This window comes from Halobacillus sp. GSS1 (assembly GCF_017307035.1).
GTDB lineage: Bacteria > Bacillota > Bacilli > Bacillales > Halobacillaceae > Halobacillus > Halobacillus litoralis.
The window spans coordinates 66,390-92,101 of record NZ_JAFLHE010000008.1; the positions used below are offsets into that span (position 1 = coordinate 66,390).

Below are 25,712 nucleotides of genomic sequence, written 5' to 3' on the forward strand. Positions count from 1 at the left end.
GACCAGAGAATTCTCTGGTCGTTTTTGTCACATCAAGTAGGGGCCAAAAAATACAGCAATAAAAAGGACATGCATACCTATGAAATAGGTCAATTGAATGGGATTGGACCAATCTTTTGAACGTGCTCCTGCCCGTAATATTCCATAAGCAATCCCTGCAAAGCCAAGAAGGAACAAAATCGGACTGCCGGGAAAACTTAAATAATCTGGAGCTCTCGCAAGAAGCGCTTCTGAAAACATCGGGTCTCTTACCACAATGGCTGCTACCAGGTAGATGAGTATGCCTGTATATAGAACCCAGGAGCGGTCCTGATCCAGAGCTTCGGCTTTGGAGAACATGATAAAAATCATGAATAGCAAAGGCCATAAAAACCAGAATATAGAGATGATTAGGGCGAATAATCCTGAAGAAAGCATCCCCATCGTTTTTCCGGAAGCAAGGAGTAAAGCTTCCTTTGTAATCTTGTCAGCCCGCTCGATGACCTCAGGTTTGCTTGAAGCTAATAATAAATTATGATCTTCTCCTCCATTGTCTACCCACACAACCGTTTGTTCATTAATCCTAACCGGAAAGTTAGAAAATGACGGCGTATTGCTTAATCGTGTTACTGTTGTCGTGCTGCGATCACTGATGGTCGCCTGGTATATGTTAAATTGCGGCCCTGGCCGGAAAAGTGTTTCAGTCCAACCGTTTGCTTTAAAAAGGAGAACCGGCCCACTCTCCGTATTATGAATGCTGAGGTCTGTTACTTCTTTCAACTCGTTTGTAGAGGAGGGATCTTGAAAATTCACTCTGTTCAGTTCAGGTTTTTTTCCAAAAGGAGCTTCAGCATAGTAATAATGATTTTGAATTTTACCGGATTGGCTTTGTTTTTGTATCGTTGTAACAAGCAACTGGTAACTGTTTTCTTTGGTCGTAAACTGAATATCATTGACTTGTTCGGATTGTTTGACTGAGAAAGTTATTTCACCGAGTGGATTTATGCTGTTTTTTTCCACCTGGTAGTATTTCAGTAAATTACCTGACGAGGTCACTTCATCTGTCAATAAATACGTACCGCTGGTTGTCTCTGCCATGTGGACAGAGGCTTTCGGATTATCCAATGATATAAGCTCTTCACTAGTGGATTCAGAGACATCCAAATTAAAAATTTTATCCTCACTTCTGTAAAAAACACTGCTTTCAAGAGGGAAGAAGGCTTGAATGTCAGAGAGCTTATCCCCTGTCTCCTGATCATACATACTGTAATAATCAGCATAAATTACCTTGTTTTCACCTATGTAGAATTGCGTGAATTTATCGACAGGAATATCATAAGAATTTTGTTCCTGTATTTCATATTGCTCATTGTAAATGTTTTGTTGGATACCATCTTCGGTAAGAAAGGAAACGGATGGTTTTCCTTCGTAAAGGCCTACATTGGGGGTCCGTAAAACAGGCGTGGTCCCAATATCAAGGGCGCGGCTCCAATTCTCATCCGGAGGTTCTGTGACTTTTTGATAATTATGAGAAAACAGCAAGCTTACAGCGACCAGAACGATGATCGTAGGAAGCAGCCAAACTAACTTTCCTCTCCAACTTTTCATCTAGTGTATCCCCTTCCTTTTTCTGTCTCTTCTTGTAGTACGTAGTTAAGATTATAAAGGTTTCAGAAAAATAAAAATACGATATGAAAAATAGTCTGAAAAATCATAGCAGGTTATTATTTATGAACCTTAGTAAGCTATATGCAGGATTGTGTAAGATTTAGTTTCGAGACTTTTCGGGCTTTCATTGCCGGGATTGAGCGTCAGGGTGTCTGGGAAGCTACTCGCTTTCCTGAGAGGATGACGGGCAAGTCTCCTCGGATTTCGTCCCGTGGGGTCTTGCCAGCCAATCCATTCCCGGGGGGGAGTCCCGCAGCCCTACGCTTCTACAATCGGGAGTTTTTATTGAAGAAGATGGAGGAAAATAAAAAGTAGCTCAATGAGAAGGTACGGATACATCGTACACTTCATTGAACTACTTTAACCTTGTATTTATTCATCTTGATTAAACTTCATTGTCTCCAGCGATGGTGTGCGCGAGTCTGCTGGATGCTGCGGCTGCAATGGCCCCGACAATGTCGTCTAAGAATGTGTGGCATTCTCCTGAAGATTTATCATTCAGTTTTTGTAGGATTCCTGGTTTCTGCTTATCAATATAACCATAATTGGTAAAACCGATGGATCCATAAACGTTTACGATGGAAAAGGCAATGATTTCATCAATTCCATAAAGACTTTCGTCTACCTCAATGGTCGATTGTAACGGCTCTTCAAGCATTTTCTTTTCTGCCAGACGATCCATTTGAATCCCGGTAATGACTGCATTCTGTACTTCCCGCTTTGTCAGGACTTTATTTACATTGAAGCGACAGTCGTCCATGGATAATTCATCGTGATATTTGGATTGTAAGTAATAGACAAGATCAGCAATGTCATCAACGGTGACCCCTCTTTCCACCAGCCAATCTCTTGCGGTTTTTTCAAGAGTGGATACTTTTCTTTCTTCTGCCATAGTGAAAAACCTCCCTGCTCATCATGACTTGCACTGTACCATACCCGCGTTTATTATTGCACAAACGAGCGGTGTTATGTTCATTATATCAAAACTTCTTACTGAAGGTGCAAATGTGTAGAAGATTGGATCGCCTTAACAGTCATTTGCTATGATAACATTATAAAAAAATGGATGGAGGTTCGACCATTGCAAAAACCAAAAGTTTATATTACTCGTCGTCTCCCTGATGAAGTCGTAAATCCTTATAAAGAGTACTTGGATATTGAGATGTGGTCAAAGGAAGAAGAACCAGTAGAGCGCAAAGTTTTGATTGAACAAGCACTATCGTCTCATGGTTTAATGACTATGTTAACGGAAAACGTAGATGACCAAATCCTCAAGCAATCTGATAATCTTTCTATCGTTGCGAATATGGCAGTCGGTTATGACAATATCGATGTGAAAGCGGCGGAACGTCTAGGTATTGCTGTCACTAATACACCAGATGTGCTTACAGAGACAACAGCGGACCTCACATTCGGTTTATTAATGGCCACGGCGAGGAGGATGATTGAGGCAAGCCAATACATAAAACAAAACAAGTGGGAGCATTGGTCTCCGTTGATGTTAGCCGGTACGGATATTCACGGGAAAACAATAGGAATTGTCGGGATGGGGAGAATCGGAGAAGCAGTCGCTAAAAGAGCGATAGGCTTCGGTATGAGTGTGCTGTATTATAATCGTTCTCGTAAACCTGAGGTGGAAGACACCCTTGGTGTGAGATACGAAGGTTTCGAAGAACTGCTTGCACAAGCGGATTATGTCGTGTGCTTGACCCCTTTGACAGAGGAAACCAAACACATGTTTAATAAGGATGCTTTCCACAGGATGAAACCGGAAGCTTTTTTCATCAATGCATCCAGAGGGGCTACGGTAGATGAACAAGCGCTTTATGAAGCAATCATAAAGAAAGAAATTGCAGGGGCCGGTCTTGACGTATTTGAAAAAGAACCAATCTCCTCCCAGCATCCATTGCTTTCACGCCCTGAAGTGGTCTGTTTACCCCATATCGGTTCAGCAACGAAGGAAACAAGATATAAAATGATGAAGCTTAGTCTCGATAACCTCGTCAATCATTTTCAAGGCAAGCCATTACTCACACCTGTTCCATAAAGTCCTGTTTATCTTTAATCGTCATCCAGATTATTAAAGTATATGGCCGGATTGTGGAAGACTCAGTTTCGAGACTTTTTTTGAGTGGATGGGGCTCCAGGGAATAACTCGCTTTCCGCGGGAGCGCGGTGAGCCTCCTCGGACTGCGTCCTGTGGGGTCTCACCAAGCACCTTTTTCCCGCAGGAGTCTCGCCATTCCCCTCCGCCCTTTACTATATAAGTGTCTCGAAACCACTTCTTGAAAAATCAGCTTGTATGAATTATGGTAACCCAAGTGAGCATTCAGACCTTAAAAGCATGATAAAGGTGGCTTTATGCTGCTTAGGAGGGAAAGATTAGGAGCTTATTTCTCCGGACAGGGGTTCGTTTCACCTTACATGAGATGGGGTGGTTGGGAAGCTGCGAGACTCCCATGAGAGAAAGGAGATGGGCGAGATCCCACAGGGCGTTAGCCCGAGGAAGCTCGCCACTCCCCCACAGGAAAGCGAGTTGCTTCCCATCCCCCCCCTCACGCTCAACACAGGCAACGAACCCAGAAACATCTCAAACCTGAGTCTTCAAGAAAAGGGAGCATGTGTTGAATATAAATAGGGATAAGGATTACAAAAAAAGAGCCGCTCCATATGGAGTGGCTCTTTTGGTTAGGTGTATTAAAATACTTGCTCGACTTCGTAAATTCCTGGTACTTCTTGTGCAAGAGCTCTTTCGATTCCTGCTTTCAAAGTAATTGTGGAACTAGGGCAGTTTCCGCAAGCACCCATGAGTCGCAGGCGGACGATCCCGTCTTCTACATCGACAAGCTCGACGTCCCCACCGTCACGTAGTAAAAATGGGCGAAGTTTATTGAGTACCTCTTGAACCTGTTCATGCATGTTCAATCTTCCCCTTTCTTAAGTATCATTATAAAACGAAACGTCTAAAAAATCTATGGTTGTCTAAGTCTCTGTACATTAATATTGAGAACTATTATCATTTTATCTTTTTTCTTTTCTTTTGTAAAATAGAAAAAACGTAACGCAAAGGGAGAGAGTAGGATGGGGGAACACCAAACAGTTAGTGTAGCGGTCTATGGAGCTGATGTAAAATGTGCGAGTTGTGTCAATGCACCTGGATCAAGGGAAACATATGAGTGGCTGCAGGCGGCTATTGGAAGGAAGTATAATGATTCAATGGTTCGTTACAGTTATTATGATATTCATGAAGAAGATCAGGATGGTGCTGATCCTTCAATTATTCAACAATTGTTGGATGACGAACTTTTTTATCCTCTTGTCCTCGTTGAGAATGAAATTGTAGGCGAGGGAGATCCTAGATTGAAAAAAGTCTATAAAGCCTTGGATAAGAATGGACTTCAGCCAAAGGAAAATTCATAGCAGGTTTTGATAACGGTATGATATGATTAGGATAAGATAGGGTTTCATCCAAGATAGAGGTGAAGCGGATGAATCCATTAATTGAATTTTGTATCAATAACTTGATCAGTGGATCTCAGGAAGCAAAAGAAAGGCTTGAGAAGGATCCTGATCTTGATGTTGTCGAATATGGGTGTTTAAGAAACTGTGGACTATGTTCCCAGACGTTATATGCAGTTGTAGAAGGAGATCGTGTCATGGCTGATACACCTGATGAATTAGTCGATAAGATTTATGAACATCTGGACGAAACCCTATAGATTGGTGTAGCCATGAAAATAAAAAAGGTATCCTTTGAAGAAGGATGCCTTTTGATTTGCGGATACAGGATGTTTGATAAAAAGTTCTGCGATTTAGTATACTGACGATAAGAAGAGAAAGGAGAGGCTTGGTATGATTCTGAATATCACAGAAGCCGCAAGTCACCAAATCAAAGAGATGTTGAAAGAAGAAGAAGGAGAAGTTCGTCTTCGCTTCGGTGTCAAAGGTGGGGGCTGCAGTGGATTGTCTTATGCCATGGGCTTCGAAGATGACATCAATGAGGAACTTGATCTTGTAGAGGAGTCCAGTGGAATACCCGTAGTCATTAACCGTCAAGACGCTGCTATTGTTGAAGGTACGACCATCGACTTCAAACAGAATATGATGGGCGGGGGATTTACCATTGATAACCCAAACGCTATTGTTTCCTGTGGGTGTGGATCCTCATTCAAAACAGCAACTAATGCTGGAACCCCAGATCCAAATTGTTAATAACAAACCTTTCTGTTTATACAGAAAGGTTTTTTTATTTTGAAAGTAAAAAGGAAGAAGCCATGAGTGATGGCTTCTTCCTTGTGTTTATGAAAACATACTGGTCGAGTGTTTAGGTTGGACACGAGCGCCTGGATCGATATAGGCTTTCGCATTATTAACGGCTGTTGGACCTTCACCGAAACCAGAAGCAATCAGTTTCACTTTGCCAGGGTAGGTGCAAATATCACCAGCTGCATAAATGCCTTTGATATTGGTTTCCATTTTAGAATTAACAACGATACTGTTCTTTTCGATTTCCAGCTCCCAATTTTTGATCGGGCCAAGGGATGAGATAAAGCCGTAGTTCACGATCACATCATCCACATCGATGGTTTCTACACGATCTCCTTTGACTTCCTTCAATTCCACCTGTTCAATACGCTCTTCACCAATCATTTTTTCAGGAGTGAATGGAGTCATAATTCGGACGTTGGATTCATTAAGCTGTGACACACTATGTTCGTGGGCTCTGAAATTATCTCTTCTATGAACGAGAGTCACCTGTTCAGCGATCGGCTCAAGCATAAGGGCCCAGTCGACAGCAGAGTCCCCGCCACCAGCGATCATGACTTTTTTGTCACGGAATTTGTCCATATTGCTAACGTGGTAATGGAGGTTTGTTTCTTCAAAACGTTCGGTATCTTCAATCTTCAACTTTCTTGGTTGGAAGGCTCCATTACCTGCTGTAATAATAATGGTTTTTGTATAATGAACATCCTTGTCTGTGGTCAGCTTGATGGTTTCATCATCCATTCTTTCTACAGAAACCACTTCCTGGTTCAAGGAAATAGTAGGATTGAACATCATTGCTTGTTCCTCAAGGTTGTCTACTAGTTCTTGTGCTCGTACTTTCGGAAATCCGGCTACGTCAAAAATGTATTTTTCAGGGTAGAGAGCAGTTAGCTGGCCTCCAAGATGGGGAAGGCTTTCAATGATATTTACACTTGCTTCACGCATTCCGCCATAGAATGCAGTGAATAAACCGACTGGACCACCACCGATTACTGTTATATCGTATATTTTTTCACTCATAATAAACCTCCTGATGAAAATTTCACTAAAATACATTCTATCATAAAAAATTTTCTGATGGGAACAAAGAGGGGATGAAACCCTTTACAGATGGATAATTGATCAATAATTCCGATAAATGTCTTTTGCCTTGAAAATGGATGGGAAAAGGTCTAAGATGAAATCAGATCAAATAGTAAGAATTTGTGACAATTTTCACCTGAAACCACTCAGGTTTTTTTCATGTTTTCTTGTGTGAAATTAGTCACAAGTATTAGTCTACGGATCATTATTACGAGATGGAAGTGATTAAATCATGAGAAACCCTAACATTGTGATTCTCGGTGCCGGGTATGGCGGAATCATGACTGCAGTGAAATTACAGAAAAGCCTAGGTGCAAATGATGCAAACGTGACACTGGTTAATAAACATAGTTACCATTACCAAACGACTTGGCTGCATGAAAATGCTGCGGGAACTTTACATCATGACCGCACACGCATTCAAATCAGTGATGTCATCAATACGAGTCAGGTGAATTTCGTACAGGATACCGTAATTGAAATCAAACCTGAAGATAAGAAAGTATTGCTCGAGAACGGTGAGCTTTCCTACGATTACCTTGTCATCGGACTTGGTTTTGAGGCTGCCACTTTCGGAATTTCCGGCTTGAAAGAGAATGCTTTCACTATTAACAGCATCAACAGTGCGCGCTTGATTCGTCAGCATATTGAATATAACTTCGCAAAATATAATAATGAAGTGGAGAAAAAGCAGGAGCGATTGAACATCGTCGTCGGCGGTGCTGGGTTTACAGGTATGGAGTTCGTAGGTGAGCTTGCTAATCGTATACCTGAACTGTGCAAAGAATACGACATTCCACGGGAAAAAGTCCGTATCATCAACGTCGAAGCTGCTCCTACGGCACTCCCAGGGTTCGATCCTGAGCTTGTAGAGTACGCGATGAACTCCCTGGAAGCACGAGGTGTCGAATTCAAAATCGGCGCTATGATCAAAGAAGTTACTGAAAACAAGCTCGTTTTCGAAAAAGATGAGCAGCGAGAAGAAATCGAGACGAATACGGTTGTTTGGGCAGCTGGTGTACGTGGAAACTCTCTTGTTGAAAAAGCAGGGTTCGAAGCAAACCGTGGACGCATTCCAGTTGGGGATGACCTGCGCCCAGAAGGATATGGTGATGTCTTCATCGTAGGTGACTGTGCCTTGATTATGAACGAGGAAACTGGCCGTCCTTATCCTCCTACGGCGCAAATCGCTATTCAGCAAGCTGAGCAGACTGCGGCGAACCTCACCCGTCTTATTAGAGGAGAGGACCACCTTGAGCCATTCGAGCCGGACTTGAAAGGTACTGTAGCCTCCTTGGGTCATAATGACGCGATAGGCGTAGTCTTTGATGATAAAAAATTGTTCGGATGGTCAGCAACGGCAATGAAAAAAATCATCGATAACCGCTACCTGCTAAAACTAGGCGGCGTACCCCTCGTTCTTAAAAAAGGAAAATTAAACTTCTTCCATTAACCATGATTAAAAGCGAAAGCAGAACCACTGTTTTCGCTTTTTTAGTTGAAAAAATAATCACCCTTCTCCTGGTATAGCTCTTTTTTCTTGAAGCTTCGGTTTCAAGATGTTTTCGGGCTTCGTTTGTCATAATGGGAGTGAGGGGGGGCTGGGAAGCTACTCGCTTTCCTGTAAGGGAGCTCTTGCGCTTTTTATGTAACCGTTATAAAATGAGGTTTGGATTTGTTTGTGTTTGTGTTTCGTTGAACATACATAGGGGGAAACGTTAGTGAATATCGTACAGTTCATCGTGTCAATGTTGTTGTTTTTTGTATTATTCTTCGGAATTTCTTTCCTATTGAATATGATTTTACGCTCTTCGTGGTTGATGGCTTTTGTTTATCCGATCATCGTTCTATTCATCGTTGATGACTTCCCATGGACAAAGTATTTTTCAGCTCCGGGAGACGCCTTTCCTACAGTAGTTGAACAATTAATGAACCTGAAATTAGTAGATATCGTCATCTTAGCGAGTGGATTTGTCGGTACCATAGTGGCTGGAATTGTGATTCGGAAATTACGGAAAAGTGGCTACCAAATGTTTTAAAAAGGAAAGACTAACGGCACAATGTGCTGTTAGTCTTTTTTCTAATATTGGTTAAATGCTGCGGATGACTCGGTTGAATAAAAAAATGGAGCTTGGACATGATTACACCTAGAGGTGATTTCATGAACAAGCGGACGAAGTCTATCTTTTTTATTCTATTGTTCAGCTTTGCTCTTTATAGTACTTTTACGAATGTAACAAACCTATCCCTCTCAGACTTTGATGAATGGATGGCATCTAAATTTAGAGGGGAATCTCTAGATGGGGAGGCTCTTCTTCAAAAGGAGCGGAATATTTCTGAGAAGAGCTTAAAAATTAAAAACGCTCCACAGACCTATGTGTCCAGCGCGGTCATAGAAGCGGTTGAACTGTTGGAAGATACAATTGATTTCAGTCAATACCCAAGCCATGAAGTTGTTGCGACAGGTTATACAGCGGGCTATGAATCAACAGGTAAAACTCCGGAGCACCCAGGGTATGGCATTACATATTCGGGTGTAAATGTGAAGCGGGATTTATATTCTACCATTGCTGCTGATCTGGAAATGTTTCCGTTAGGGACTGTCCTGTTTATTCCTGGCTATGGTTATGGAGTGGTTGCAGATATCGGGGGAGCTATTAAAGGGAATAAGCTCGATCTCTATTTTCCAACCGTAAATGATGTTTACAATTATTGGGGAAAGCAAACGCTCGATGTATATGTTGTTGAAGAGGGCAGCGGCCAACTTTCTGAGGAAGATTTGAATACCTTGAATGAGGATGAATCCTTACAAGTCTTCCGTTCACAAATGAGTCAATAAAAAATCTCTTCCGTAAATAGATAACGGAAGAGATTTTTTTTAGTAAATCAAGGAATGGAGAAGGAAGGTGAGTAGAATACCTGTCAATCCACCGAAGAACACTTCTATCGGCTGATGGCCTAACAGTTCTTTAAGTTCTTCTTTCTTTTGATAACCTTCTTTTTGCTGCCAGCTTTTGGCTTCACTTACGAAGCGGTTGAAGTCGTTGAGTAAGATGTTCAACATTATGGCTTGTTCACCGGTTTGCCGCCTGACTCCTGTACTGTCGAACATGACGATGATGCTGAAAACACAGGCAATAGCGAAAACGGATGAGCCGAACCCTTGTTCAATTCCGACACCTGTAGCCAGTGCGGTAACAGCTGCGGAGTGACTGCTGGGCATGCCGCCTGTACTGAAGGCAAGGCTGGTGTTTAATTGTCGGGAGGCTATGAATTGAATAGGAATTTTTATGACTTGGGCGAAAAAAATAGCAGCAATCGACGCCCAAAGGGGGAAGTTTTGCACTAAATCTAATAGCATGCTGACATCCTTTCTTATCTTTCGGGGAATGGAAACGACAATCTATGTAGTTGTTCATTCATACAGTAGAGATTGGTTGAACAAATCAAGTGCTTAAGGGCATATTCATTTTGAAGCGTTTCTAGGGTGATGGAGCAAAGATATTATACCATATGTTTGATGCAGCGAGATAGTTATATTCATGTTAAGTTAAGACAGAAGGAGTTTCATTTAGGAAGGAAAACATAGTGAAATTGTGTATACTTAATATGGAGGTGCATCAATATGTTTACTGTAACAAATGAATGGAAAGAATCGAAATCTTTACTTGTTGGTCTTTTTGAGGAAGAAGAGGTTAATAAGCATACCATCGACAAGGTGAAAACTTCATGTGGGGTCGACCTTGGAGCGTACATAGAAGCTGGACATTTGTCTACGGAAAGTAAAAAACTTGATAAGGTCCTGGTTATGAATGAAAGTGATTTAAAGAACATATATGTGATTGGTCTCGGATCAACACAAGAACTTAATGAAGACAAATATCGTAAGACATTTGGTCGTGTATTTCAAAGTTTAATTAAAGACAAAGTTTCGTCTGTGACTATTTTGCTTGAGAGTCTTATTCCTGTAGGTGAATGTGTAGAACGATACTCGGCTCTTCTTTCAGAAGCTATGCTGACATCCACGTATCGTCTCCCCTCTTTTAAAACCAATCAAAAAGAACCGGTGGACATTGATGAACTCACGGTTTGGACAAAACAAGAGGAAAACACTGTACTTGAAGCTTTAAATAGAGGGCAGGCTTTTGCGGATGGAGTGAATACGGCAAGGTATTTGGTTCATCTGCCTGCGAATATTCTGACAGCATCTGAAATGGCAGAGTTCGCTACAACGATGGCGGAAGACTACCAGTTCGAATGGAGCATCCTTGAAAAAGAAGACATGGAAGAGCTGGGTATGGGAGCTTTACTGGCCGTTAATCAGGGATCTGTAGAACCACCCAAAATGATTGTGCTGAAATATCAGGGACTCGAAGAATGGAAAGATGTTACGGCTCTCGTTGGAAAAGGAATCACTTATGACACAGGTGGCTATTCGATTAAACCGAAGACCGGAATGCCAGGTATGAAGGGGGACATGGGAGGAGCGGCAGCTGTTCTTGGCGCAATGGAAACCATTGGTCAACTGAAGCCGAAAAAGAATGTCATCGCTGTAATCCCATCGTCCGACAATATGATTTCAGGGGATGCTTTCAAGCCGGATGATGTGATTACGTCTATGAGCGGGTTAACAATTGAAGTGTTGAATACAGATGCAGAAGGCCGCCTTGCTCTTGCTGATGGGGTCACTTATGCTCAAAGCCAAGGAGCGGATCGAGTGATTGATGTCGCTACTTTAACTGGAGGCGTCGTAACAGCATTAGGTTCCTGGATGACAGGCGCAATGACAAATGATGAACATTTTTACAAAGAGGTCGAGGGAGCAGGGAAAACTGTAGGAGAGCCGATTTGGCTTTTACCTTACAATGATGATTATAAAGCGCAAGTGAGAAAAAGTGCGATTGCTGATTTGAATAACTCGCCCACGAGAAAAGCCCACCCCATTATGGGTGGAGCGTTTGTCGGTGCCTTCGTTGAAAAAGTACCGTGGGTTCATTTAGATATCGCTGGTACATCCATTGCTGAAGGTCCTCACGAACTGGGGCCTAAAGGTCCGACAGGTGTGATGTCCAAAACGTTAGCCCAATATATTTTGAATTAACTTTAAACCTCCCGGAAACGGGAGGTTTTTTTGTGTGTTTTGTAAGTTCAGACCTCGCACCTCGAAGATCACAAGCGTATAACATATAGGGAGGGAGATGAGCGGGGAGGCTTTAAGATGTTCCAACTCATATCGTTGTGGCGGAAAATCCGTCTCTCGTCACGCAGACGTACTGTTCTAAAAATGATAAAAAAGAATCTAGGGACTTTCCTTATCGTTCATACGGTGAATGGTACTTATTTTGGAAAAGTGGAGAGAGTGTGGGGCGAGACCGTTCTTATCAGTATTGGTGACCGAATCTATGTGGTCCATATTAACGAAATAGAGAAAATTGCTCCAAAATAAAAGCACCCACTACATTCACTGTAGGGGTGCTTATTCATTAGTCTTGAATTGCTGCTTCCAGGGCGACTTCGATCATTTCGTTGAATGTCGTTTGGCGTTCTTCTGCCGTCGTTTCTTCCCCTGTAAGGATATGGTCACTTACGGTCAATACGGATAGAGCCTGACAATTGTATTTTGCTGCCAGAGTGTAAAGCGCTGTTGTTTCCATTTCTACTGCCAGCACATTGTATTTCGCAAGCAGATTAAAAAGGTCCATCGCTTGATCACGGTAGAAGCTGTCGCTGGTAAATACGTTTCCGACTTTCAGCTTCAAGCCTTTATCTGTTCCCGCATCATACGCATTTTTCAATAGATTGAAATCAGCTGTAGGTGCAAAGTCAATGCCGCCGAAGACCATACGGTTCATTTGTGAATCCGTTGTGGACGTAGAGGCAAGGATTACGTCACGCACTTTAACGTCGCTTTGCAATGCTCCGCAAGAACCTACACGAATCAGTTTTTGAACGCCGTAGCTTTCCATCAATTCATTGATATAGATAGAGATGGATGGAACGCCCATGCCTGTTCCCTGAACGGAAACCCTTTCACCTTTATAAGTACCTGTATAGCCGTACATGCCTCGCACTTCGTTATAGCATGTCGCATCTTCTAAAAAGTTTTCTGCAATGTATTTCGCTCGTAGCGGATCACCAGGAAGAAGGATCTTGTCTGCAATGTCTCCAGGTTTCGCTCCAATATGTGTTGTCATGGATATGACCTCCTCCATTACTTTTGACTATATAAAATTACCATACCCTCGATTAGAAAACAAATACGAAAAAAAGCGCTGTCATCCCCCAGTTATCCGAAGTATTGCTTTTCTAGGTCTTCCAGCTGTTTCTTCGCACTTAGATTGAATTCTGTCTCTCTTCTTACAAGCTTCGTTTTAAGGACTTCCACCGCTTCCCTTAAAGAGTCTTCATAGGAAGGGATTTCTCCATCAAAAGTCTTAACCGCTTCTTTTTGTACATTCGCTTTTTCATTGTAGCTTAGAGCTTTCCGCTGATGAAAAAAGACTTCCTCTGTCTTTCCGGGGTTATGGAGATCCCCTTGCATCGGGTGTTTATCAACGGCCAGTACTTTTACAAGGTAAAAGCGATTGCGGTCTTCGACGACTTCTCCGATATAAATACCTGTCTTATAATGGGCTTTCACGATTGAACCGTTTGGAAACCCTGACATAATCTCACTCCTCTCACTTTCTCCATCCATTGTAACAAAAATTGAAATTGTGAAGATATCGTGAAGCTCTTCATGGAGGAGGTGAATTTTTGATATACTTCTAGTTAGAAGGATGTGTTGCCCTATGATGGAATTTCTATATTTTCCTCAGGATAAATCAGAGTATATTCCAGCAATCATTATGCTAATGCTTTTTATTGTATTTGCAGCGGTCACCATGATTTGGTTCATTAAGATTTCCCAAAAAGAAGAGAAGAAAGTAGACCAAGCCTACAAATTAGAGGAATCTTCCAATAAAAAGACTGAAAAGCCGCGTTAGGGCCTGAGCCTTACGTGGCTTTTGTTATATTTTTATAAATCGAAGGAGATACTATCCATGGAGTATTCCATGGAACGGAGGATTAATATGAGAATGATAGTCGGGTTGTCGATTTCCATAGTGTTCATTCTTGCTGGGTGTTCAGGGGAAGAACGTTCTCCTTTGAATACGTCGATTTATAATGCCGATAACGATAAAATTGGCACAGCCACACTGACCGAGCAGCCTGAAGGGGTGGAGGTCCAATTAAAAGTGGAAGGTCTTGAGCCGGGCATGCATGCTGTCCATATACATGAGTTTCCAAAATGTGAAGCCCCTGACTTCAAGAGTGCCGGAAATCACTTCAACCCCCTCTCTAAAGATCATGGGTTGATGAATCCGAAGGGAGCACATGTAGGAGATATGCCGAATGTAGAAGCAGACCAAAGTGGTATGGTGGATACTACACTAATGTTGCCTGAAGCCAAGCTGAAAGAAGGTCAGAAGTCTTTACTTAGAGATGAGGGGACATCCATCGTGATTCACAGCGGACAGGATGATGGGATGACGCAGCCGGCAGGAGATTCAGGGGAACGTATCGCTTGTGGGAAAATTACTTTGAAAGCGGATGAAGATGAAACGAGTGATCCTACAGAACCGGATAAGAAGCAGGAATAAAAAAAGTCTCCCTCAGAGGGAGACTTTTTTTATTGTTCAAGGGCCTTCACAGCATTGATGATGCGTGTGACGCCGTCTTCGATAATCGATTTTGGAGCAGCTATATTCAGACGCATGAATCCTTCCCCTTCATCACCGAAGGAAGCACCATCATTCAAGCCCACTTTCGCTTCTTTTTGCATAAAACGCTTCAATTCTGTTTGGCCCATCTTCAACTCACGGCAGTCCAGCCATAGAAGATAGGTGCCTTCTGCTGGGAACACCCGTATTGAAGATGTTTCGTTATGAAAGCGTTGGGTGACGTAGTCGCGGTGATTTCCCAAAACATTCATTAATTCTTCCAACCATTCTTCCCCATGTTCATAAGCCGCTTCCATGGCTGTCAGACCTAAAGTATTCAGCATCAACATCCCTTGGTTTTTAAAGTGCCGGTCGACTTTTTTCTTGGCTGATTCATCAGGTATAACGACGTAGGAAGCCTGTAGTCCTGCTAAGTTGAACGTCTTAGTTGGAGATAAGCAGGTAATCGTTTGACTGGATGCTTCTTCTGACAAACTCGCCATAGGGACATGGACGTTTCCATGGTAGATCAAATCTGCATGAATCTCATCCGCCACCACTTTAACATCGTATTTTAAGCAGATATCCATCATTCTTTGCAGTTCTTCTTTTTTCCACACGCGTCCTACGGGATTATGAGGATTACAGAGAATGAACATGGAGACGTTATGATCTTTGATTTTCTGCTCAAAATCCTCGAAATCAATCTCGTATTGCTCTTCGTTCAATTGAAGAGGGTTTTTCACCACATGTCTTCCATGATCTTTAATGACACTGTAAAAAGGAGGATAGACAGGGGTCTGTATAATGACATGATCCCCAATTTCAGTGAGCGATTGGATAATCATGTGCAAGGATGGAATAACTCCAGGGCTATAAGTGATCCACTCTGGATCGATTTTCCATTGATGACGGTTTTCGAGCCATTGCTTGATCGTTTCTTTGACTTTATCATCAGGGACTGTATATCCAAAAATGCCGTGTGCTGCTCTTTCTTTTATTGCATTCGTTACGGCTGATGGAGTCTTGAAGTCCATATCAGCGACCCACATTGGCAGTACTTCTTTATCTTGGTAAAGATCTTCCGCCATATCCCATTTGACGGATCTTGTTCCTTTTCTTGAAACGACTTCTTCAAAACGTTCCATAGCGTTTTCCTCCAATACTCCATTTTGTTATCTATCTTACCCGAATTATAAGGTTGAATGAAAATATGTTGTTTGTATGTAATTACTCAGCTAATCAAAAGTAGCATCAGCTGTACAAATAAGGAAAGAATCTAAAAAAATCCAAAAAAAAAGCAAAGCGAACGTTCGCTCTGCTTACACAGGGGGAATACGAGAAAGTCTTACGTTATTTAATATAACCATCTTTCATAGATTATAAACCTATTTCTTTAATTTTTTTGTTGATTTAAATCATAGAGGAGGTTCATTGCGCGAAGGACGTCCTGTTCTGAGAAGTCACGGGCCTTTTTCAGTATGAGCTTGGAACGTTTCACGCCAATTTCCTGAATGAGGCTAATTAATTCTTCATCCATTTCTGATGAGTTTTCCTCATGATTCTCCAACAATTCAGAAGCAGGGATATCGAGGACAGTTGAAATCTTAAGGATGGTATCCAATTCTGGAATACGTTCGTCAGTTTCATAACTTTCGAGAGTATGGACCCCGATTCTTGCTTTCATTGCCAGTTCTTCCTTAGTGAAGTTTTTCAACTCGCGGTATTTGCGGATATTGTTACCAGTGGACATAAACATACCTCCTCTGTTCTTTCCTATATTATACCACTTTATTGAAGGTGAAATTTTAAACGTTTTGAGAAGTTTAAGTTTACTTTGCTAAACAGCCTCTTTTATGGTAAAATCATTTATTGCGTGAAAAGAAGCGAATAATAAATAAATCAGGAGTTGTATAGCATGTCAGATAAGTTTCAAGAAGGTCAAGTATTAGAAGGTAAAGTTACAGGAATCCAGCCATACGGTGCGTTCGTTGCTCTAGATGAAAAAGTACAAGGTCTTGTACACATTTCAGAAGTAACTCACGGTTATGTAAAGGATATCAACGAGCATCTTTCTGAAGGCGATGAAGTGCAAGTTAAAATTTTGAACATTGATGAAAAGAGCAATAAGTATTCTCTTTCTATCCGTGCGACGCAAGAAGCTCCAAAAGCAGCTACACGCCGTCCGCGTAAGCAAGCAGCACCTAAGCAAGAAGAGTCAACAGCTGGTTTCAACACGCTGAAAGACAAGTTGGAAGATTGGATCAAACAATCTGATGACCGCGAGAAATTCCGTAAATAAGAACGTTTAAAAGGATCAGCCCTAAGGAGGCTGATCCTTTTTTTTGTAGATACATTTTGAATTTTATTCCACCGGATCAGAGGCCGGGGCGTCTTCATGCTCGGCAACCGGTGAAAAATAAAGAGATATGACGATAAGTCCGCTAATACCAACAAGTGTATAGATTACTCGTGCCAGCCATGCTCCTTGTTCACCACCTCCAAAGAGACCGGCAACAAGATCGTATTGAAACAAACCAATCAATCCCCAGTTGATTGCTCCAACAATGACTAGAAGAAGTGCTACACGATTTAACCAATTCATCCTAAATACCTCCTTTCCGTTATTGTTTATTAGCTTAAACACAGGAAAAAATATTATACGAATTGCATATCTTTTGAGAATCCGCTGGATTTCGGGGATAATACCAACGTATGCTCAGTTTAGAAAGGGGAATTTCATTATGGATGCTTTTACGTTTCATAATCCGACGAAATTAATTTTCGGTAAAGATCAACTGAATCAGTTACCTTCCCAGTTACCAGCGGGTACTGAAAAAGTACTTGTTGTGTATGGTGGAGGAAGTATAAAGAAGAACGGTCTCTATGACCAAGTCATGGGTCAGTTGAACGAGGCAGGTGTGGAAGTCCAGGAACTTTCTGGTGTAGAACCCAACCCGAAACTGACCACTGTGGAAAAGGGAGTAAAGATCTGCAAAGAAGAAAACATCGATTTCCTTCTTGCTGTAGGTGGAGGAAGTGTCATTGATTGTACCAAGACCATTGCAGCCGGAGCAAAATACGATGGAGCTCCGTGGGATCTTGTGACAAGAGAAGCAAAGCCTGAATCAGCTCTTCCATTCGGAACCGTGTTGACTCTGGCAGCTACAGGGTCCGAAATGAATGCAGGTGCAGTCATAACGAATTGGGAAACGAATGAAAAGTATGGTTGGGGAGCGGCGCCTCTAACAAACCCGACTTTCTCTATTCTTGATCCTGCCTACACGGTGAGTGTTCCGAAAGATCAAACCATTTATGGAATTGTGGATATGATGACACACATGTTTGAACAGTACTTCCACAACCCAACACAGTCTCCAGTGCAAGATGAGATGGTGGAAGGTGTATTGAGAGCGGTCATTGAAACAGCTCCTAAACTTCTTGAAGACTTAGAGTCCCTTGAGCATAGGGAAACCATTTTGTATGCCGGTACCGTTGCACTCAATGGCATGCTTCAAATGGGGTACCGAGGCGATTGGGCCAGTCATAATATTGAACATGCAGTATCTGCTGTATATGACATTCCACACGCAGGAGGCCTCGCCATCCTATTCCCGAACTGGATGAAACACAACTTGGAAGTCAACGAAGAACGTTTTGCTCGCTTGGCTACGAAAGTCTTCGGTGTTAATCCTGTTGGAAAAGGAGATAAAGAAGTCGCTGAAGAGGGAATCCAAGCTTTACGTTCCTTCTGGAGTTCAATCGGAGCTCCTGAAACATTGGCTGATTATGATATTGGTGACGATAAATTCGATATCATCGTCGACCGTGCAATGAAACGAGGACCATTCGGAAACTTCAATCAATTGCATGAACAAGACGTTCAGAAAATCTTGGAGATGTCCAAATAAAAGATGTGAAAAATCGGAGGGGAATCCCCTCCGATTTTTTTAATCCATTTATTCACCTGAATGGCAGGATACTTGAAGAATCATTTTCGAGAATTTTATTGAGTGGGGGGGCTGCGGGGAATAGCTCGCTTTCCGCGGGAGCGCGGTGAGCCTCCTCGGACTGCGTCCTGTGGGGTCTCACCCTGCACTTTTTTCCCGCAGGAGTCTCGCCATTCCCCTCCGCCCCTTTTCTTTATCAGTGGCTCGATACCACTTCGCGAATAACCTGGTATTCAGTTTGATTGGGTTATAAGGATCCCCTCCATACCGGGGTATTTGAATCCTGATAGTTTGATACAGAACGTTTTATGCTCTTAACAATGCGGAAAGCGGAAGACCATCCAACTTGGTAAAAGGGGGGCGTTTCTCCCAACCACCCCTAACGCTCCACCTGGGTAACGACCCCCAAAACATCTTAAAACTGAGTCTTCAAGTAAAGGAAGCGTTTGTTGAGCTGGTTGGTTATTATTGGGTGAGTAATGTTCCGTAATTTTTACAGATGTATGAAACTTTCGCATGTATCCGTTTACAATTTCGTGATTGCTTGATTTGAAGGTAAGGTTTCGATAAAGTGAAATTGGTCAAGCAAAAAATGACGATTTGGAGGGTCATAAATGACACATGTTCGTTTTGATTACGAAAAAGCTTTGCCTTTCTTTGGTGAGCATGAACTTGAATACATGCAAGGAGCTGTATCTCTTGCACATAAATCCCTGCACGAAAAATCAGGAGCAGGAAGTGACTTCTTAGGGTGGTTGGATTTACCTGAAGGTTACGATAAAGAGGAATTTGACCGCATTAAAAAATCTGCCGAAAAGATTAAATCAGACTCTGATGTCTTGCTGGTCATCGGAATTGGTGGATCATACTTAGGAGCACGTGCTGCGCTTGAAATGCTGAACCACAGTTTTTACAACGAGTTATCTTCTGAAGATCGAAACACCCCTCAAGTGTTCTTCGTTGGTAACAGCATCAGCGCACCATACATGAATGAACTATTTGATGTACTTAAAGACAAAGATGTTTCTGTCAATGTCATCTCTAAGAGTGGAACGACGACAGAACCAGCGATTGCTTTCCGTATCTTCCGTAAGTTCCTAGAAGAGAAGTATGGCGTAGAAGAAGCACGTAAACGCATCTATGCGACAACAGACAAGCAAAAAGGGGCTTTAAAGACACTAGCTAGTGAACAAGGCTATGAGTCCTTCGTCGTTCCTGATGATGTCGGTGGGCGTTACTCTGTTTTGACTGCGGTAGGTCTTCTTCCTATTGCCGCAAGTGGAATCGACATTGATGAAATGATGAAAGGTGCTCAGGCTGCTCAAAGTGAGTTGAGCACGGATAAGCTATCTGACAACCCGGCGTATCAGTATGCGGCTGTCAGAAACGTCCTTTATAACAAAGGAAAAACGATTGAAATGCTTGTGAACTACGAGCCATCTCTTCAATATTTTGCTGAGTGGTGGAAGCAGTTGTTTGGAGAAAGTGAAGGGAAAGACCAAAAAGGAATTTTCCCTGCTTCTGCGAATTTTTCTACAGATTTGCACTCTCTTGGACAGTATGTACAGGAAGGGCGCCGTGATTTGTTTGAAACGGTCTTGAACGTAGAAACACCGTCTTCTGACATTACGATTGAGGAAGACAGCCAGAACTTGGACGGACTCAATTACCTGGCTGGATCAACAGTGGACGAGGTAAATGAAAAAGCTTACCTTGGAACAATGCTTGCACACACAGATGGGGATGTGCCGAACCTGATCTTGCACCTGCCGAAACGCGATGCTTATACGTTCGGTTATCTCGTGTACTTCTTCGAAAAAGCATGCGCCATCAGTGGGTACCTATTGGGTGTGAATCCTTTCGATCAGCCAGGGGTTGAGGCATATAAAGTCAACATGTTTGCCCTGCTTGGTAAACCAGGTTTTGAAAAAGAAAAAGAAGAACTTGAAAAACGTTTGAAATAAAAAGAAAAGCTCGGGTCCTCCAAAAAATGGATGACCTGAGCTTTTTTTGTTTGGGCATAGTAAGGAATAAAGGAGTGATGACAGTGATACCATTATCTTCACCAATTACAGGGCAAGTGTACACCTATAATGATGTGGAGAGTGAACTGAAAGCTCTCGGTTTTAAACTTTCCGATAACTGGGATTATGAACATGGGTATTTTGATTATAAAATTGACGACCATGTAGGGTACCAATTTATCCGTCTTCCATTTGTTGTAACATCTGGCTCGTTGGATGCTCCTGGTGATTATGCCATGATTGAAATGAAAGAACCCTTCCTGCTTTCTCATAAATATAATCCAGGATTGGATGATAATGTGAAAGAAGGGAACTTTCGTGCGATTTTCGATCAGTTCCAGGAGCCGGTGGATAAAGACGCTTCTTTTCCTGAAGAACACATCAATAGGGGAAGAGAGCTGCTTGCTCAGGTTGAACAAGTGTTACTTTCGAAGGGGTGAAAAAACGACAAGGACATCCCCTTCCTCCAATACAATATCAGGGTGAAGGTCGAAAGAGAGATCTTCGCCTTTTTTTATGCCGATAATTTGATAATGTTCTTTCAAGTAATGTTCAAAAGCTTTGAGCATCGGTTGCCCAATCAGTTCACCACGAATGGTCTCTTCATGAAATTGTCGTTCAGTCAACAAATGAAGAAGAAGTTCAAAAGGTTTGACAGGATCGTTGCGATAGAGCTCCTGGTAAAAGAGGCTGCTCATAAAGTCATTAGAACGAATGATGGTATTGGCTCCTGCACGTTCTGCATTAATTTTTTGTTTATCGGTGAGTACTTCTGCGATGATAAACAATCCTGGGTGGTGTCCTTTCAGTGAAACAATCTGATGAATGACTGTCTGATCAGACTGTTCTTCTTCCATAGATGGATCAGCGGTTATAATCGCCATTCTTGCTTCTCTTACATTTGCTTGTTCAAGCGTTTCTTCATTTGTGGCACTTCCGTTAATAAAATGAACACTGGATAAACGCTGATAAAATTGGTTCATCGTCCGGTCAATCAAAACGATTCTTTCTTGAAGGTTTTGTTCTTCCAACATGTCCAGCAAGTGCCGGGTCCGTTCATTCCAACCAACAAGGATTAAGTGATTGTTCCCTTTGTAGGGGACTTTTCCTTCTGTTAAGTCTGTTTCATGTTTAACTGTAGAGGCTGAAAGTGTTGCCATATAGAAGGTCACAAGGCCTCCCCCTGATAGAATGAGAAGGATTGCGATGATTTTACCCGTTGCACTTAATGGGACATAATCACCATAACCCACGGTAGCACCTGTTACAAATGCCCACCAGAGACCATCAAAGAAAGTAGGGAAGTTCTGCGGCTCTATAATATGGATAATCAAACCGAATAATGACATGGTAAACAAAACGGTAGTCAATAACCGTAAAAACAGCGGCATTTGGAAGTATAGGCGGATTAAGGATTGCATGCTATACGCCCCTTTTTTATCTTCAGTATGGCTCTTCCTCTCCTTCCTCAAACATAAAAGGACTTCCTTAGTATAAGGAAATCCTTCAGGAAATGGGGTTATGAAATTTTCTCTTTCAAATCTTTATAAACACAGGACCAGAAATCACGATTATCACGATAGGCTTTAGTAATGAATGTAAGCATTTCCTTTCGTTTTTCATTAAAATCCTCGGTATTATGATCGGGCAGATTCGCTAATGAGTCATCTATAAATGCTTGGATCTCAGGAGCGCGTGGTCCCCAAGTCCCCACCTCATTCCCATTAGTGTCGATGAAAATAATGATAGGGATAGATCTTGATCGTCCGTTTGTTAAATATTGATCCATCAACTCTAAATTATCATCCCGCAAAAGGAAGTGAACGGGAATGTGACCCTGCTCTGCAATTTTTAAGAAAATTGGCAGGTTCAGCATCGCATCCCCACACCAGTCCTCTGTAAGGACAATGGCACGTAATTTTTTGTTTTGCACTTTCTCAAATAGGGGCTGATCTTCAATGGGGACCGGGAAATTTTCATATATATAAATAAAGTCCTTTTGGTGTGTTTGCATGTGATCGACGTAGGTCTGTGCTGTCATTCCCTTATTAAACCAGTTTTCTAAGTTCATTCGTATTCCTCCTCTACAAACTCCGTACAAGATCATGTTCCCTCATTAGGCTTAGAATAAGCGTCTAATTATAATGGTATTCCTCTTTTTTGGTATGATAAAAGAAAAGGGGGATGATTATGGAAAAAGAACGATTGAATTTTTTAATGGAATTGCTGAACACACCTTCTCCGTCAAGCATGGAGATGGAGATACAAAAAAGATGGATCAAAGAGATGCGTCCATATGCGGATGATATCAAAACCGACCACGCCGGGAATGCGATCGCTGTATTGAATCCAGAAGCGGAATTCAAGATCCTGTTAGCCGGGCACTGTGATGAAATTGCTCTCGTCATCAACCGTATTGATGAGCAAGGGTATCTTCATTTTGACAAAATGGGAGGAATCAACCCAAAAGCAGCCGTGGGGATGAAGGTTAACATCCTTGGTTATGCAAAGGAATTGACCGGAGTTATTGGAGTGAACGCTCAACATCATGGTGGGTTGAAAGGTGACTTCGGTTTGGACGAACTTTTTATTGATTGTGGAGCTAAATCAAAGGAAGAGATGGAGCAGTTTGTCCAAATTGGCGATCTCGCTGTCTATAAAAGAGAGCCTGAGCTGTTGATGGATCGATACATAGCCGGACGTGGTCTGGATAACCGTACGGGACAATTCATCGTAGGTGAAGTATTGAGAAGGCTTTCTAAAGAGGATATTCAAGTAGGGGTCTATGCCGCAAGCACCGTTAATGAGGAGACGAACATGGGAGGGGCTTATTTTGCTGCAGCGGGCATCGAGCCGACGATGGCCATTGCATGTGATGTGACGTTTGCTACTGATTATCCAGGGGTCAATAAAAATAAACATGGGGATGTACGTTTAGATGGAGGGCCTGTCCTGGCAAAAGGTGCACCGATCAACAGGAAGGTTAATAAGCTTCTTGAAAGCACAGCCAAATCTCTTGATATGGACGTGCAGTATGAGCTGACGCCTCGAATGACAGGGACGGATGCGGATAAAATGAGGCTTACTGGTAAAGGCGTTCCGGTCAGTCTTGTTTCTCTGCCACTCCGCTATATGCATTCTCCTGTAGAAACGGTTAGTGTAAAGGACATCGAAGAAGAGGTCTCCTTGATGGTAGAAATGATTAAGAACATGACAGGAAACGAAAGTCTGAATCCGCTAGAAGAATAATCTTAACAGCACCGGGGAGTCTCCTCGGTGTTTTGTTTATTTAACGCATAATTGGAAAGAATAGCAGATATAATCTTCTATATTAAGGAGTGATCTGCATGGATCGGGAATTACTGCATCAACAAATTATGACGTTGAAGGGGAAAATTTGTGCTGGGCAGCTACAATTGCATGGGTATGATGAATACCTACTCATGCAGCTTGATAAGGTGAAAGATAGTGAAGATGGTCTTGTCGATGTATCCACGGTTTCTTCAACTCTCCGTCTGTTTATAGATGCTACAGATAAAATGCAGTCTCCATCAGCATAAATAACAAGGCGCATTTCTGCGCCTTGTTTATTTTTTATCATCATTCTTTAAGATAAACCAGAGTAAACTCTATCAACAAGAATCAGTCACTAAACATTAAACTTGCGCGTTCATAACGTTTTGTATAGAATAAAATTACAATAACATATCGATTCCATCTTCGGGGCAGGGTGCAATTCCCGACCGACGGTAAGAAGAAGTGAATTCTTTAAGTCCGTGACCCGTATGGTTTGACCATGCGGTGGACCCGGTGAAAGTCCGGGACCGACAGTTAAAGTCTGGATGGGAGAAGATGTCGAACGGAACTGGTAGCTTAAACACTACCTCTATTTCCTATGGACACGACCCTCTTAGCCCGAAAAAGTGCTACAGGGTTATTTTTATGTGTTTTTAGGCCGTTTACCTTCATCTGGGATGTGAATCGATGTATAGATGAAGGAGGAGATTGATGATGAACTCTTACACAGGGCAATCATCTAAGCTACAAAAGTTAGTCATTTTAGCGTTACTTGGTACGATATCCATGGTATTAATGTTTTTGAAATTTCCGCTTCCTTTTTTACCCCCGTATTTAAAAGTGGATGTCAGTGACATTCCTGCTCTTCTAGCTGCGATATTATTTTCGCCGCTCGCAGGTATTGTTGTGGAAGCGTTGAAAAATGGTCTATATATGATTTTCACAGGAGTTTCTGATCCCATCGGGGTCGGAGCGAATTTCCTGGCCGGAGTCCTCTTCATTGTTCCGGTTGCCGTTATCTATCGTAGAGGAAAGACCATGAAATCACTCCTATTAGGTTTAATTTTTGGTTCCGTCTTTATGGCCATAACAATGAGTGTGCTCAATTATTTCCTTATCCTTCCTGCTTACAGCTGGTTTATGGGATGGGAAACAATGAGCGCAGATGTGAAGTGGATGACAATCGTAGCAGGAATCCTTCCTTTTAATGTAATTAAAGGTGCTATAGCTGGTTCCTTGTTTATCATGTTATTCGTCAAAATGAAGGATTGGATTGAACAAAAAACTGTGCGACGACAGTCAGCCGCATAAAAAAGCGAGGGGAATCAACCCCTCGCTTTTTTTACTTATTTTTTTGGTCTTCAATTTCTTCCACTTTATAACGTGCTGTCGGCATGGCTTCCAAACGCTCAACTGGAATGGGTTCCCCTGACATTTCACTCAGACCATACCGCCCCTCTTCCATACGCTGCAAAGCATCTTTTACTTCCATTAATTTTTCCCGTGCCTGCTCATAAAACGTTTGTTCTTTCGCTCTCTCAAATTGATCCGTTCCCTGATCGCCAGGATGATCAGCCACGCTTGATATTTCACCGGTTCGATCGTTTTCGTAATCTTCTTTAGCCTGGTCTTCCCTGTATTCTTCCATTTGTGCTTCTGCTTCTTCTTTCATTTCTAAAAGGCGGTCCTTGAATTTTTGTTTTTGCTTATCATTCAACATGGTAACGTGACTCCTTTCGGGA

At 42.2% G+C, this 25,712-nt stretch carries 31 protein-coding genes and 1 riboswitch; of the genes, 18 read left to right on the forward strand and 13 right to left on the reverse strand.

All coding sequences use genetic code 11. From position 1 onward, the window contains the following. Positions 1–27: 27 nt before the first annotated feature. Both J0K78_RS14535 and J0K78_RS14540 read right to left on the reverse strand, forming a co-directional pair. Positions 28–1,587 (reverse strand): hypothetical protein, encoded by a 1,560-nt coding sequence (locus J0K78_RS14535; RefSeq protein ID WP_206947693.1) that lies wholly within the window; start codon positions 1,585–1,587, stop codon positions 28–30. A 445-nt stretch (positions 1,588–2,032) separates the two neighbouring features. Then, positions 2,033–2,539 (reverse strand): phosphatidylglycerophosphatase A family protein, encoded by a 507-nt coding sequence (locus J0K78_RS14540; protein WP_160911702.1) that lies wholly within the window; start codon positions 2,537–2,539, stop codon positions 2,033–2,035. Positions 2,540–2,728: 189 nt separating this feature from the next. Here J0K78_RS14540 and J0K78_RS14545 point away from each other — a divergent pair, with 189 nt between their 5' ends. Then, positions 2,729–3,694, forward strand: coding sequence for a 2-hydroxyacid dehydrogenase (locus J0K78_RS14545; protein WP_206947694.1), 966 nt, complete (start codon positions 2,729–2,731; stop codon positions 3,692–3,694). 650 nt (positions 3,695–4,344) lie between these two features. Here the strand turns inward: J0K78_RS14545 and J0K78_RS14550 are convergent. Continuing rightward, positions 4,345–4,566 carry a NifU family protein gene (locus J0K78_RS14550; RefSeq protein ID WP_035511544.1) on the reverse strand — a complete coding sequence of 74 codons (222 nt, stop codon included), beginning with the start codon at positions 4,564–4,566 and terminating at the stop codon, positions 4,345–4,347. A gap of 162 nt (positions 4,567–4,728) precedes the next feature. Between J0K78_RS14550 and J0K78_RS14555 the strand changes: the two genes are divergently transcribed. From J0K78_RS14555 to J0K78_RS14565, 3 genes are all read left to right on the forward strand, one after another. Next, positions 4,729–5,067, forward strand: coding sequence for a YuzD family protein (locus tag J0K78_RS14555; RefSeq protein WP_206947695.1), 339 nt, complete (start codon positions 4,729–4,731; stop codon positions 5,065–5,067). A 68-nt stretch (positions 5,068–5,135) separates the two neighbouring features. Further along, positions 5,136–5,366, forward strand: a complete 231-nt coding sequence (locus tag J0K78_RS14560) for a YuzB family protein (protein ID WP_160911708.1) — start codon at positions 5,136–5,138, stop codon at positions 5,364–5,366. Positions 5,367–5,499: 133 nt separating this feature from the next. Continuing rightward, positions 5,500–5,859 (forward strand): HesB/IscA family protein, encoded by a 360-nt coding sequence (locus tag J0K78_RS14565; protein WP_206947696.1) that lies wholly within the window; start codon positions 5,500–5,502, stop codon positions 5,857–5,859. An 87-nt stretch (positions 5,860–5,946) separates the two neighbouring features. On the opposite strand, the gene J0K78_RS14570 is transcribed toward J0K78_RS14565, so the two are convergent. Beyond that, positions 5,947–6,933: an NAD(P)/FAD-dependent oxidoreductase gene (locus J0K78_RS14570; RefSeq protein WP_206947697.1), complete on the reverse strand. Its 987-nt coding sequence runs from the start codon at positions 6,931–6,933 to the stop codon at positions 5,947–5,949. A gap of 295 nt (positions 6,934–7,228) precedes the next feature. Here J0K78_RS14570 and J0K78_RS14575 point away from each other — a divergent pair, with 295 nt between their 5' ends. The 3 genes from J0K78_RS14575 to J0K78_RS14585 all read left to right on the forward strand — a co-directional run bounded on the left by J0K78_RS14575 (position 7,229) and on the right by J0K78_RS14585 (position 9,835). Then, entirely contained in the window at positions 7,229–8,449 is a 1,221-nt protein-coding gene (locus J0K78_RS14575; RefSeq protein WP_206947698.1) for an NAD(P)/FAD-dependent oxidoreductase, read from the forward strand. A 268-nt stretch (positions 8,450–8,717) separates the two neighbouring features. Then, complete coding sequence (locus J0K78_RS14580) at positions 8,718–9,035, forward strand: YuiB family protein (RefSeq protein ID WP_370551140.1); 318 nt, start codon at positions 8,718–8,720, stop codon at positions 9,033–9,035. A gap of 98 nt (positions 9,036–9,133) precedes the next feature. Next, positions 9,134–9,835, forward strand: coding sequence for a 3D domain-containing protein (locus J0K78_RS14585; RefSeq protein ID WP_242517899.1), 702 nt, complete (start codon positions 9,134–9,136; stop codon positions 9,833–9,835). A 39-nt stretch (positions 9,836–9,874) separates the two neighbouring features. Here J0K78_RS14585 and J0K78_RS14590 read toward each other — a convergent pair whose 3' ends face one another. Beyond that, complete coding sequence (locus tag J0K78_RS14590) at positions 9,875–10,357, reverse strand: divergent PAP2 family protein (RefSeq protein ID WP_206947699.1); 483 nt, start codon at positions 10,355–10,357, stop codon at positions 9,875–9,877. A gap of 264 nt (positions 10,358–10,621) precedes the next feature. Here J0K78_RS14590 and J0K78_RS14595 point away from each other — a divergent pair, with 264 nt between their 5' ends. Then, positions 10,622–12,097, forward strand: a complete 1,476-nt coding sequence (locus tag J0K78_RS14595; protein ID WP_206947700.1) for a leucyl aminopeptidase — start codon at positions 10,622–10,624, stop codon at positions 12,095–12,097. 117 nt (positions 12,098–12,214) lie between these two features. Further along, positions 12,215–12,442 carry a DUF2642 domain-containing protein gene (locus J0K78_RS14600; protein ID WP_206947701.1) on the forward strand — a complete coding sequence of 76 codons (228 nt, stop codon included), beginning with the start codon at positions 12,215–12,217 and terminating at the stop codon, positions 12,440–12,442. Positions 12,443–12,479: 37 nt separating this feature from the next. Here J0K78_RS14600 and deoD read toward each other — a convergent pair whose 3' ends face one another. Both deoD and kapB read right to left on the reverse strand, forming a co-directional pair. Beyond that, positions 12,480–13,190 (reverse strand): purine-nucleoside phosphorylase, encoded by a 711-nt coding sequence (gene deoD, locus J0K78_RS14605; RefSeq protein WP_206947702.1) that lies wholly within the window; start codon positions 13,188–13,190, stop codon positions 12,480–12,482. Positions 13,191–13,282: 92 nt separating this feature from the next. Next, entirely contained in the window at positions 13,283–13,663 is a 381-nt protein-coding gene (gene kapB / locus J0K78_RS14610; protein WP_206947703.1) for a kinase-associated lipoprotein KapB, read from the reverse strand. A gap of 124 nt (positions 13,664–13,787) precedes the next feature. Between kapB and J0K78_RS14615 the strand changes: the two genes are divergently transcribed. Both J0K78_RS14615 and J0K78_RS14620 read left to right on the forward strand, forming a co-directional pair. Continuing rightward, on the forward strand, positions 13,788–13,982 hold the full coding sequence (locus J0K78_RS14615) for a hypothetical protein (RefSeq protein ID WP_206947704.1): 195 nt from the start codon (positions 13,788–13,790) through the stop codon (positions 13,980–13,982). An 87-nt stretch (positions 13,983–14,069) separates the two neighbouring features. After that, positions 14,070–14,639, forward strand: a complete 570-nt coding sequence (locus J0K78_RS14620) for a superoxide dismutase family protein (RefSeq protein ID WP_206947705.1) — start codon at positions 14,070–14,072, stop codon at positions 14,637–14,639. A gap of 29 nt (positions 14,640–14,668) precedes the next feature. On the opposite strand, the gene J0K78_RS14625 is transcribed toward J0K78_RS14620, so the two are convergent. Together J0K78_RS14625 and J0K78_RS14630 are read right to left on the reverse strand one after the other, a co-directional pair. Beyond that, entirely contained in the window at positions 14,669–15,847 is a 1,179-nt protein-coding gene (locus J0K78_RS14625) for a MalY/PatB family protein (protein WP_206947706.1), read from the reverse strand. 248 nt (positions 15,848–16,095) lie between these two features. After that, a complete protein-coding gene (locus J0K78_RS14630; RefSeq protein ID WP_206947707.1) occupies positions 16,096–16,452 on the reverse strand; it encodes a helix-turn-helix domain-containing protein in 357 nt (118 codons plus the stop codon). Positions 16,453–16,617: 165 nt separating this feature from the next. Here J0K78_RS14630 and yugI point away from each other — a divergent pair, with 165 nt between their 5' ends. Next, positions 16,618–17,001 (forward strand): S1 domain-containing post-transcriptional regulator GSP13, encoded by a 384-nt coding sequence (gene yugI, locus J0K78_RS14635; protein ID WP_160911732.1) that lies wholly within the window; start codon positions 16,618–16,620, stop codon positions 16,999–17,001. Between the two features lie 63 nt (positions 17,002–17,064). Here the strand turns inward: yugI and J0K78_RS14640 are convergent, their stop codons facing one another. Continuing rightward, positions 17,065–17,304: a DUF378 domain-containing protein gene (locus J0K78_RS14640; RefSeq protein WP_206947708.1), complete on the reverse strand. Its 240-nt coding sequence runs from the start codon at positions 17,302–17,304 to the stop codon at positions 17,065–17,067. A 139-nt stretch (positions 17,305–17,443) separates the two neighbouring features. On the opposite strand from J0K78_RS14640, the gene J0K78_RS14645 reads away from it, so the two are divergent. The 3 genes from J0K78_RS14645 (at position 17,444) to J0K78_RS14655 (ending at position 21,113) form a co-directional block, all read left to right on the forward strand. Beyond that, positions 17,444–18,610: an iron-containing alcohol dehydrogenase gene (locus J0K78_RS14645; protein WP_206947709.1), complete on the forward strand. Its 1,167-nt coding sequence runs from the start codon at positions 17,444–17,446 to the stop codon at positions 18,608–18,610. Between the two features lie 653 nt (positions 18,611–19,263). Beyond that, positions 19,264–20,613, forward strand: coding sequence for a glucose-6-phosphate isomerase (locus J0K78_RS14650; protein WP_206947710.1), 1,350 nt, complete (start codon positions 19,264–19,266; stop codon positions 20,611–20,613). Between the two features lie 83 nt (positions 20,614–20,696). After that, positions 20,697–21,113: a YugN-like family protein gene (locus J0K78_RS14655; protein ID WP_206947711.1), complete on the forward strand. Its 417-nt coding sequence runs from the start codon at positions 20,697–20,699 to the stop codon at positions 21,111–21,113. Here the strand turns inward: J0K78_RS14655 and J0K78_RS14660 are convergent. Further along, positions 21,096–22,094, reverse strand: a complete 999-nt coding sequence (locus J0K78_RS14660) for a potassium channel family protein (protein WP_206947712.1) — start codon at positions 22,092–22,094, stop codon at positions 21,096–21,098. The two genes, J0K78_RS14655 and J0K78_RS14660, sit on opposite strands and share 18 nt — an antisense overlap. Positions 22,095–22,192: 98 nt before the next feature. After that, positions 22,193–22,744, reverse strand: coding sequence for a thioredoxin family protein (locus J0K78_RS14665; protein WP_206947713.1), 552 nt, complete (start codon positions 22,742–22,744; stop codon positions 22,193–22,195). Positions 22,745–22,863: 119 nt separating this feature from the next. Between J0K78_RS14665 and J0K78_RS14670 the strand changes: the two genes are divergently transcribed. The 3 genes from J0K78_RS14670 (at position 22,864) to J0K78_RS14680 (ending at position 25,281) form a co-directional block, all read left to right on the forward strand. Next, positions 22,864–23,922 carry a M20/M25/M40 family metallo-hydrolase gene (locus J0K78_RS14670; RefSeq protein ID WP_206947714.1) on the forward strand — a complete coding sequence of 353 codons (1,059 nt, stop codon included), beginning with the start codon at positions 22,864–22,866 and terminating at the stop codon, positions 23,920–23,922. A 98-nt stretch (positions 23,923–24,020) separates the two neighbouring features. Continuing rightward, a complete protein-coding gene (locus J0K78_RS14675; protein ID WP_206947715.1) occupies positions 24,021–24,233 on the forward strand; it encodes a hypothetical protein in 213 nt (70 codons plus the stop codon). Positions 24,234–24,385: 152 nt separating this feature from the next. Continuing rightward, positions 24,386–24,531: riboswitch (FMN riboswitch) on the forward strand. A gap of 153 nt (positions 24,532–24,684) precedes the next feature. Further along, entirely contained in the window at positions 24,685–25,281 is a 597-nt protein-coding gene (locus J0K78_RS14680) for an ECF transporter S component (RefSeq protein WP_206947739.1), read from the forward strand. A 31-nt stretch (positions 25,282–25,312) separates the two neighbouring features. On the opposite strand, the gene J0K78_RS14685 is transcribed toward J0K78_RS14680, so the two are convergent. Beyond that, the gene (locus J0K78_RS14685; protein WP_206947716.1) at positions 25,313–25,690 is read right to left on the reverse strand and encodes a TraR/DksA C4-type zinc finger protein; all 378 of its coding nucleotides are present in this window, start codon (positions 25,688–25,690) and stop codon (positions 25,313–25,315) included. Positions 25,691–25,712 lie beyond the last annotated feature (22 nt).

What these genes read in the sequence shown, in the direction of transcription:
- J0K78_RS14535 (WP_206947693.1), bottom strand. Translation starts at nt 1,587, where the DNA reads ATGAAAAGTTGGAGAGGAAAGTTAGTTTGGCTGCTTCCTACGATCATC.
- J0K78_RS14540 (WP_160911702.1), bottom strand. Translation starts at nt 2,539, where the DNA reads ATGGCAGAAGAAAGAAAAGTATCCACTCTTGAAAAAACCGCAAGAGAT.
- J0K78_RS14550 (WP_035511544.1), bottom strand. Translation starts at nt 4,566, where the DNA reads ATGCATGAACAGGTTCAAGAGGTACTCAATAAACTTCGCCCATTTTTA.
- J0K78_RS14555 (WP_206947695.1), top strand. Translation starts at nt 4,729, where the DNA reads ATGGGGGAACACCAAACAGTTAGTGTAGCGGTCTATGGAGCTGATGTA.
- J0K78_RS14560 (WP_160911708.1), top strand. Translation starts at nt 5,136, where the DNA reads ATGAATCCATTAATTGAATTTTGTATCAATAACTTGATCAGTGGATCT.
- J0K78_RS14565 (WP_206947696.1), top strand. Translation starts at nt 5,500, where the DNA reads ATGATTCTGAATATCACAGAAGCCGCAAGTCACCAAATCAAAGAGATG.
- J0K78_RS14570 (WP_206947697.1), bottom strand. Translation starts at nt 6,933, where the DNA reads ATGAGTGAAAAAATATACGATATAACAGTAATCGGTGGTGGTCCAGTC.
- J0K78_RS14575 (WP_206947698.1), top strand. Translation starts at nt 7,229, where the DNA reads ATGAGAAACCCTAACATTGTGATTCTCGGTGCCGGGTATGGCGGAATC.
- J0K78_RS14585 (WP_242517899.1), top strand. Translation starts at nt 9,134, where the DNA reads ATGATTACACCTAGAGGTGATTTCATGAACAAGCGGACGAAGTCTATC.
- J0K78_RS14590 (WP_206947699.1), bottom strand. Translation starts at nt 10,357, where the DNA reads ATGCTATTAGATTTAGTGCAAAACTTCCCCCTTTGGGCGTCGATTGCT.
- J0K78_RS14595 (WP_206947700.1), top strand. Translation starts at nt 10,622, where the DNA reads ATGTTTACTGTAACAAATGAATGGAAAGAATCGAAATCTTTACTTGTT.
- J0K78_RS14600 (WP_206947701.1), top strand. Translation starts at nt 12,215, where the DNA reads ATGTTCCAACTCATATCGTTGTGGCGGAAAATCCGTCTCTCGTCACGC.
- deoD (WP_206947702.1), bottom strand. Translation starts at nt 13,190, where the DNA reads ATGACAACACATATTGGAGCGAAACCTGGAGACATTGCAGACAAGATC.
- kapB (WP_206947703.1), bottom strand. Translation starts at nt 13,663, where the DNA reads ATGTCAGGGTTTCCAAACGGTTCAATCGTGAAAGCCCATTATAAGACA.
- J0K78_RS14615 (WP_206947704.1), top strand. Translation starts at nt 13,788, where the DNA reads ATGATGGAATTTCTATATTTTCCTCAGGATAAATCAGAGTATATTCCA.
- J0K78_RS14620 (WP_206947705.1), top strand. Translation starts at nt 14,070, where the DNA reads ATGAGAATGATAGTCGGGTTGTCGATTTCCATAGTGTTCATTCTTGCT.
- J0K78_RS14625 (WP_206947706.1), bottom strand. Translation starts at nt 15,847, where the DNA reads ATGGAACGTTTTGAAGAAGTCGTTTCAAGAAAAGGAACAAGATCCGTC.
- J0K78_RS14630 (WP_206947707.1), bottom strand. Translation starts at nt 16,452, where the DNA reads ATGTCCACTGGTAACAATATCCGCAAATACCGCGAGTTGAAAAACTTC.
- yugI (WP_160911732.1), top strand. Translation starts at nt 16,618, where the DNA reads ATGTCAGATAAGTTTCAAGAAGGTCAAGTATTAGAAGGTAAAGTTACA.
- J0K78_RS14640 (WP_206947708.1), bottom strand. Translation starts at nt 17,304, where the DNA reads ATGAATTGGTTAAATCGTGTAGCACTTCTTCTAGTCATTGTTGGAGCA.
- J0K78_RS14645 (WP_206947709.1), top strand. Translation starts at nt 17,444, where the DNA reads ATGGATGCTTTTACGTTTCATAATCCGACGAAATTAATTTTCGGTAAA.
- J0K78_RS14650 (WP_206947710.1), top strand. Translation starts at nt 19,264, where the DNA reads ATGACACATGTTCGTTTTGATTACGAAAAAGCTTTGCCTTTCTTTGGT.
- J0K78_RS14660 (WP_206947712.1), bottom strand. Translation starts at nt 22,094, where the DNA reads ATGCAATCCTTAATCCGCCTATACTTCCAAATGCCGCTGTTTTTACGG.
- J0K78_RS14665 (WP_206947713.1), bottom strand. Translation starts at nt 22,744, where the DNA reads ATGAACTTAGAAAACTGGTTTAATAAGGGAATGACAGCACAGACCTAC.
- J0K78_RS14670 (WP_206947714.1), top strand. Translation starts at nt 22,864, where the DNA reads ATGGAAAAAGAACGATTGAATTTTTTAATGGAATTGCTGAACACACCT.
- J0K78_RS14675 (WP_206947715.1), top strand. Translation starts at nt 24,021, where the DNA reads ATGGATCGGGAATTACTGCATCAACAAATTATGACGTTGAAGGGGAAA.
- J0K78_RS14680 (WP_206947739.1), top strand. Translation starts at nt 24,685, where the DNA reads ATGAACTCTTACACAGGGCAATCATCTAAGCTACAAAAGTTAGTCATT.
- J0K78_RS14685 (WP_206947716.1), bottom strand. Translation starts at nt 25,690, where the DNA reads ATGTTGAATGATAAGCAAAAACAAAAATTCAAGGACCGCCTTTTAGAA.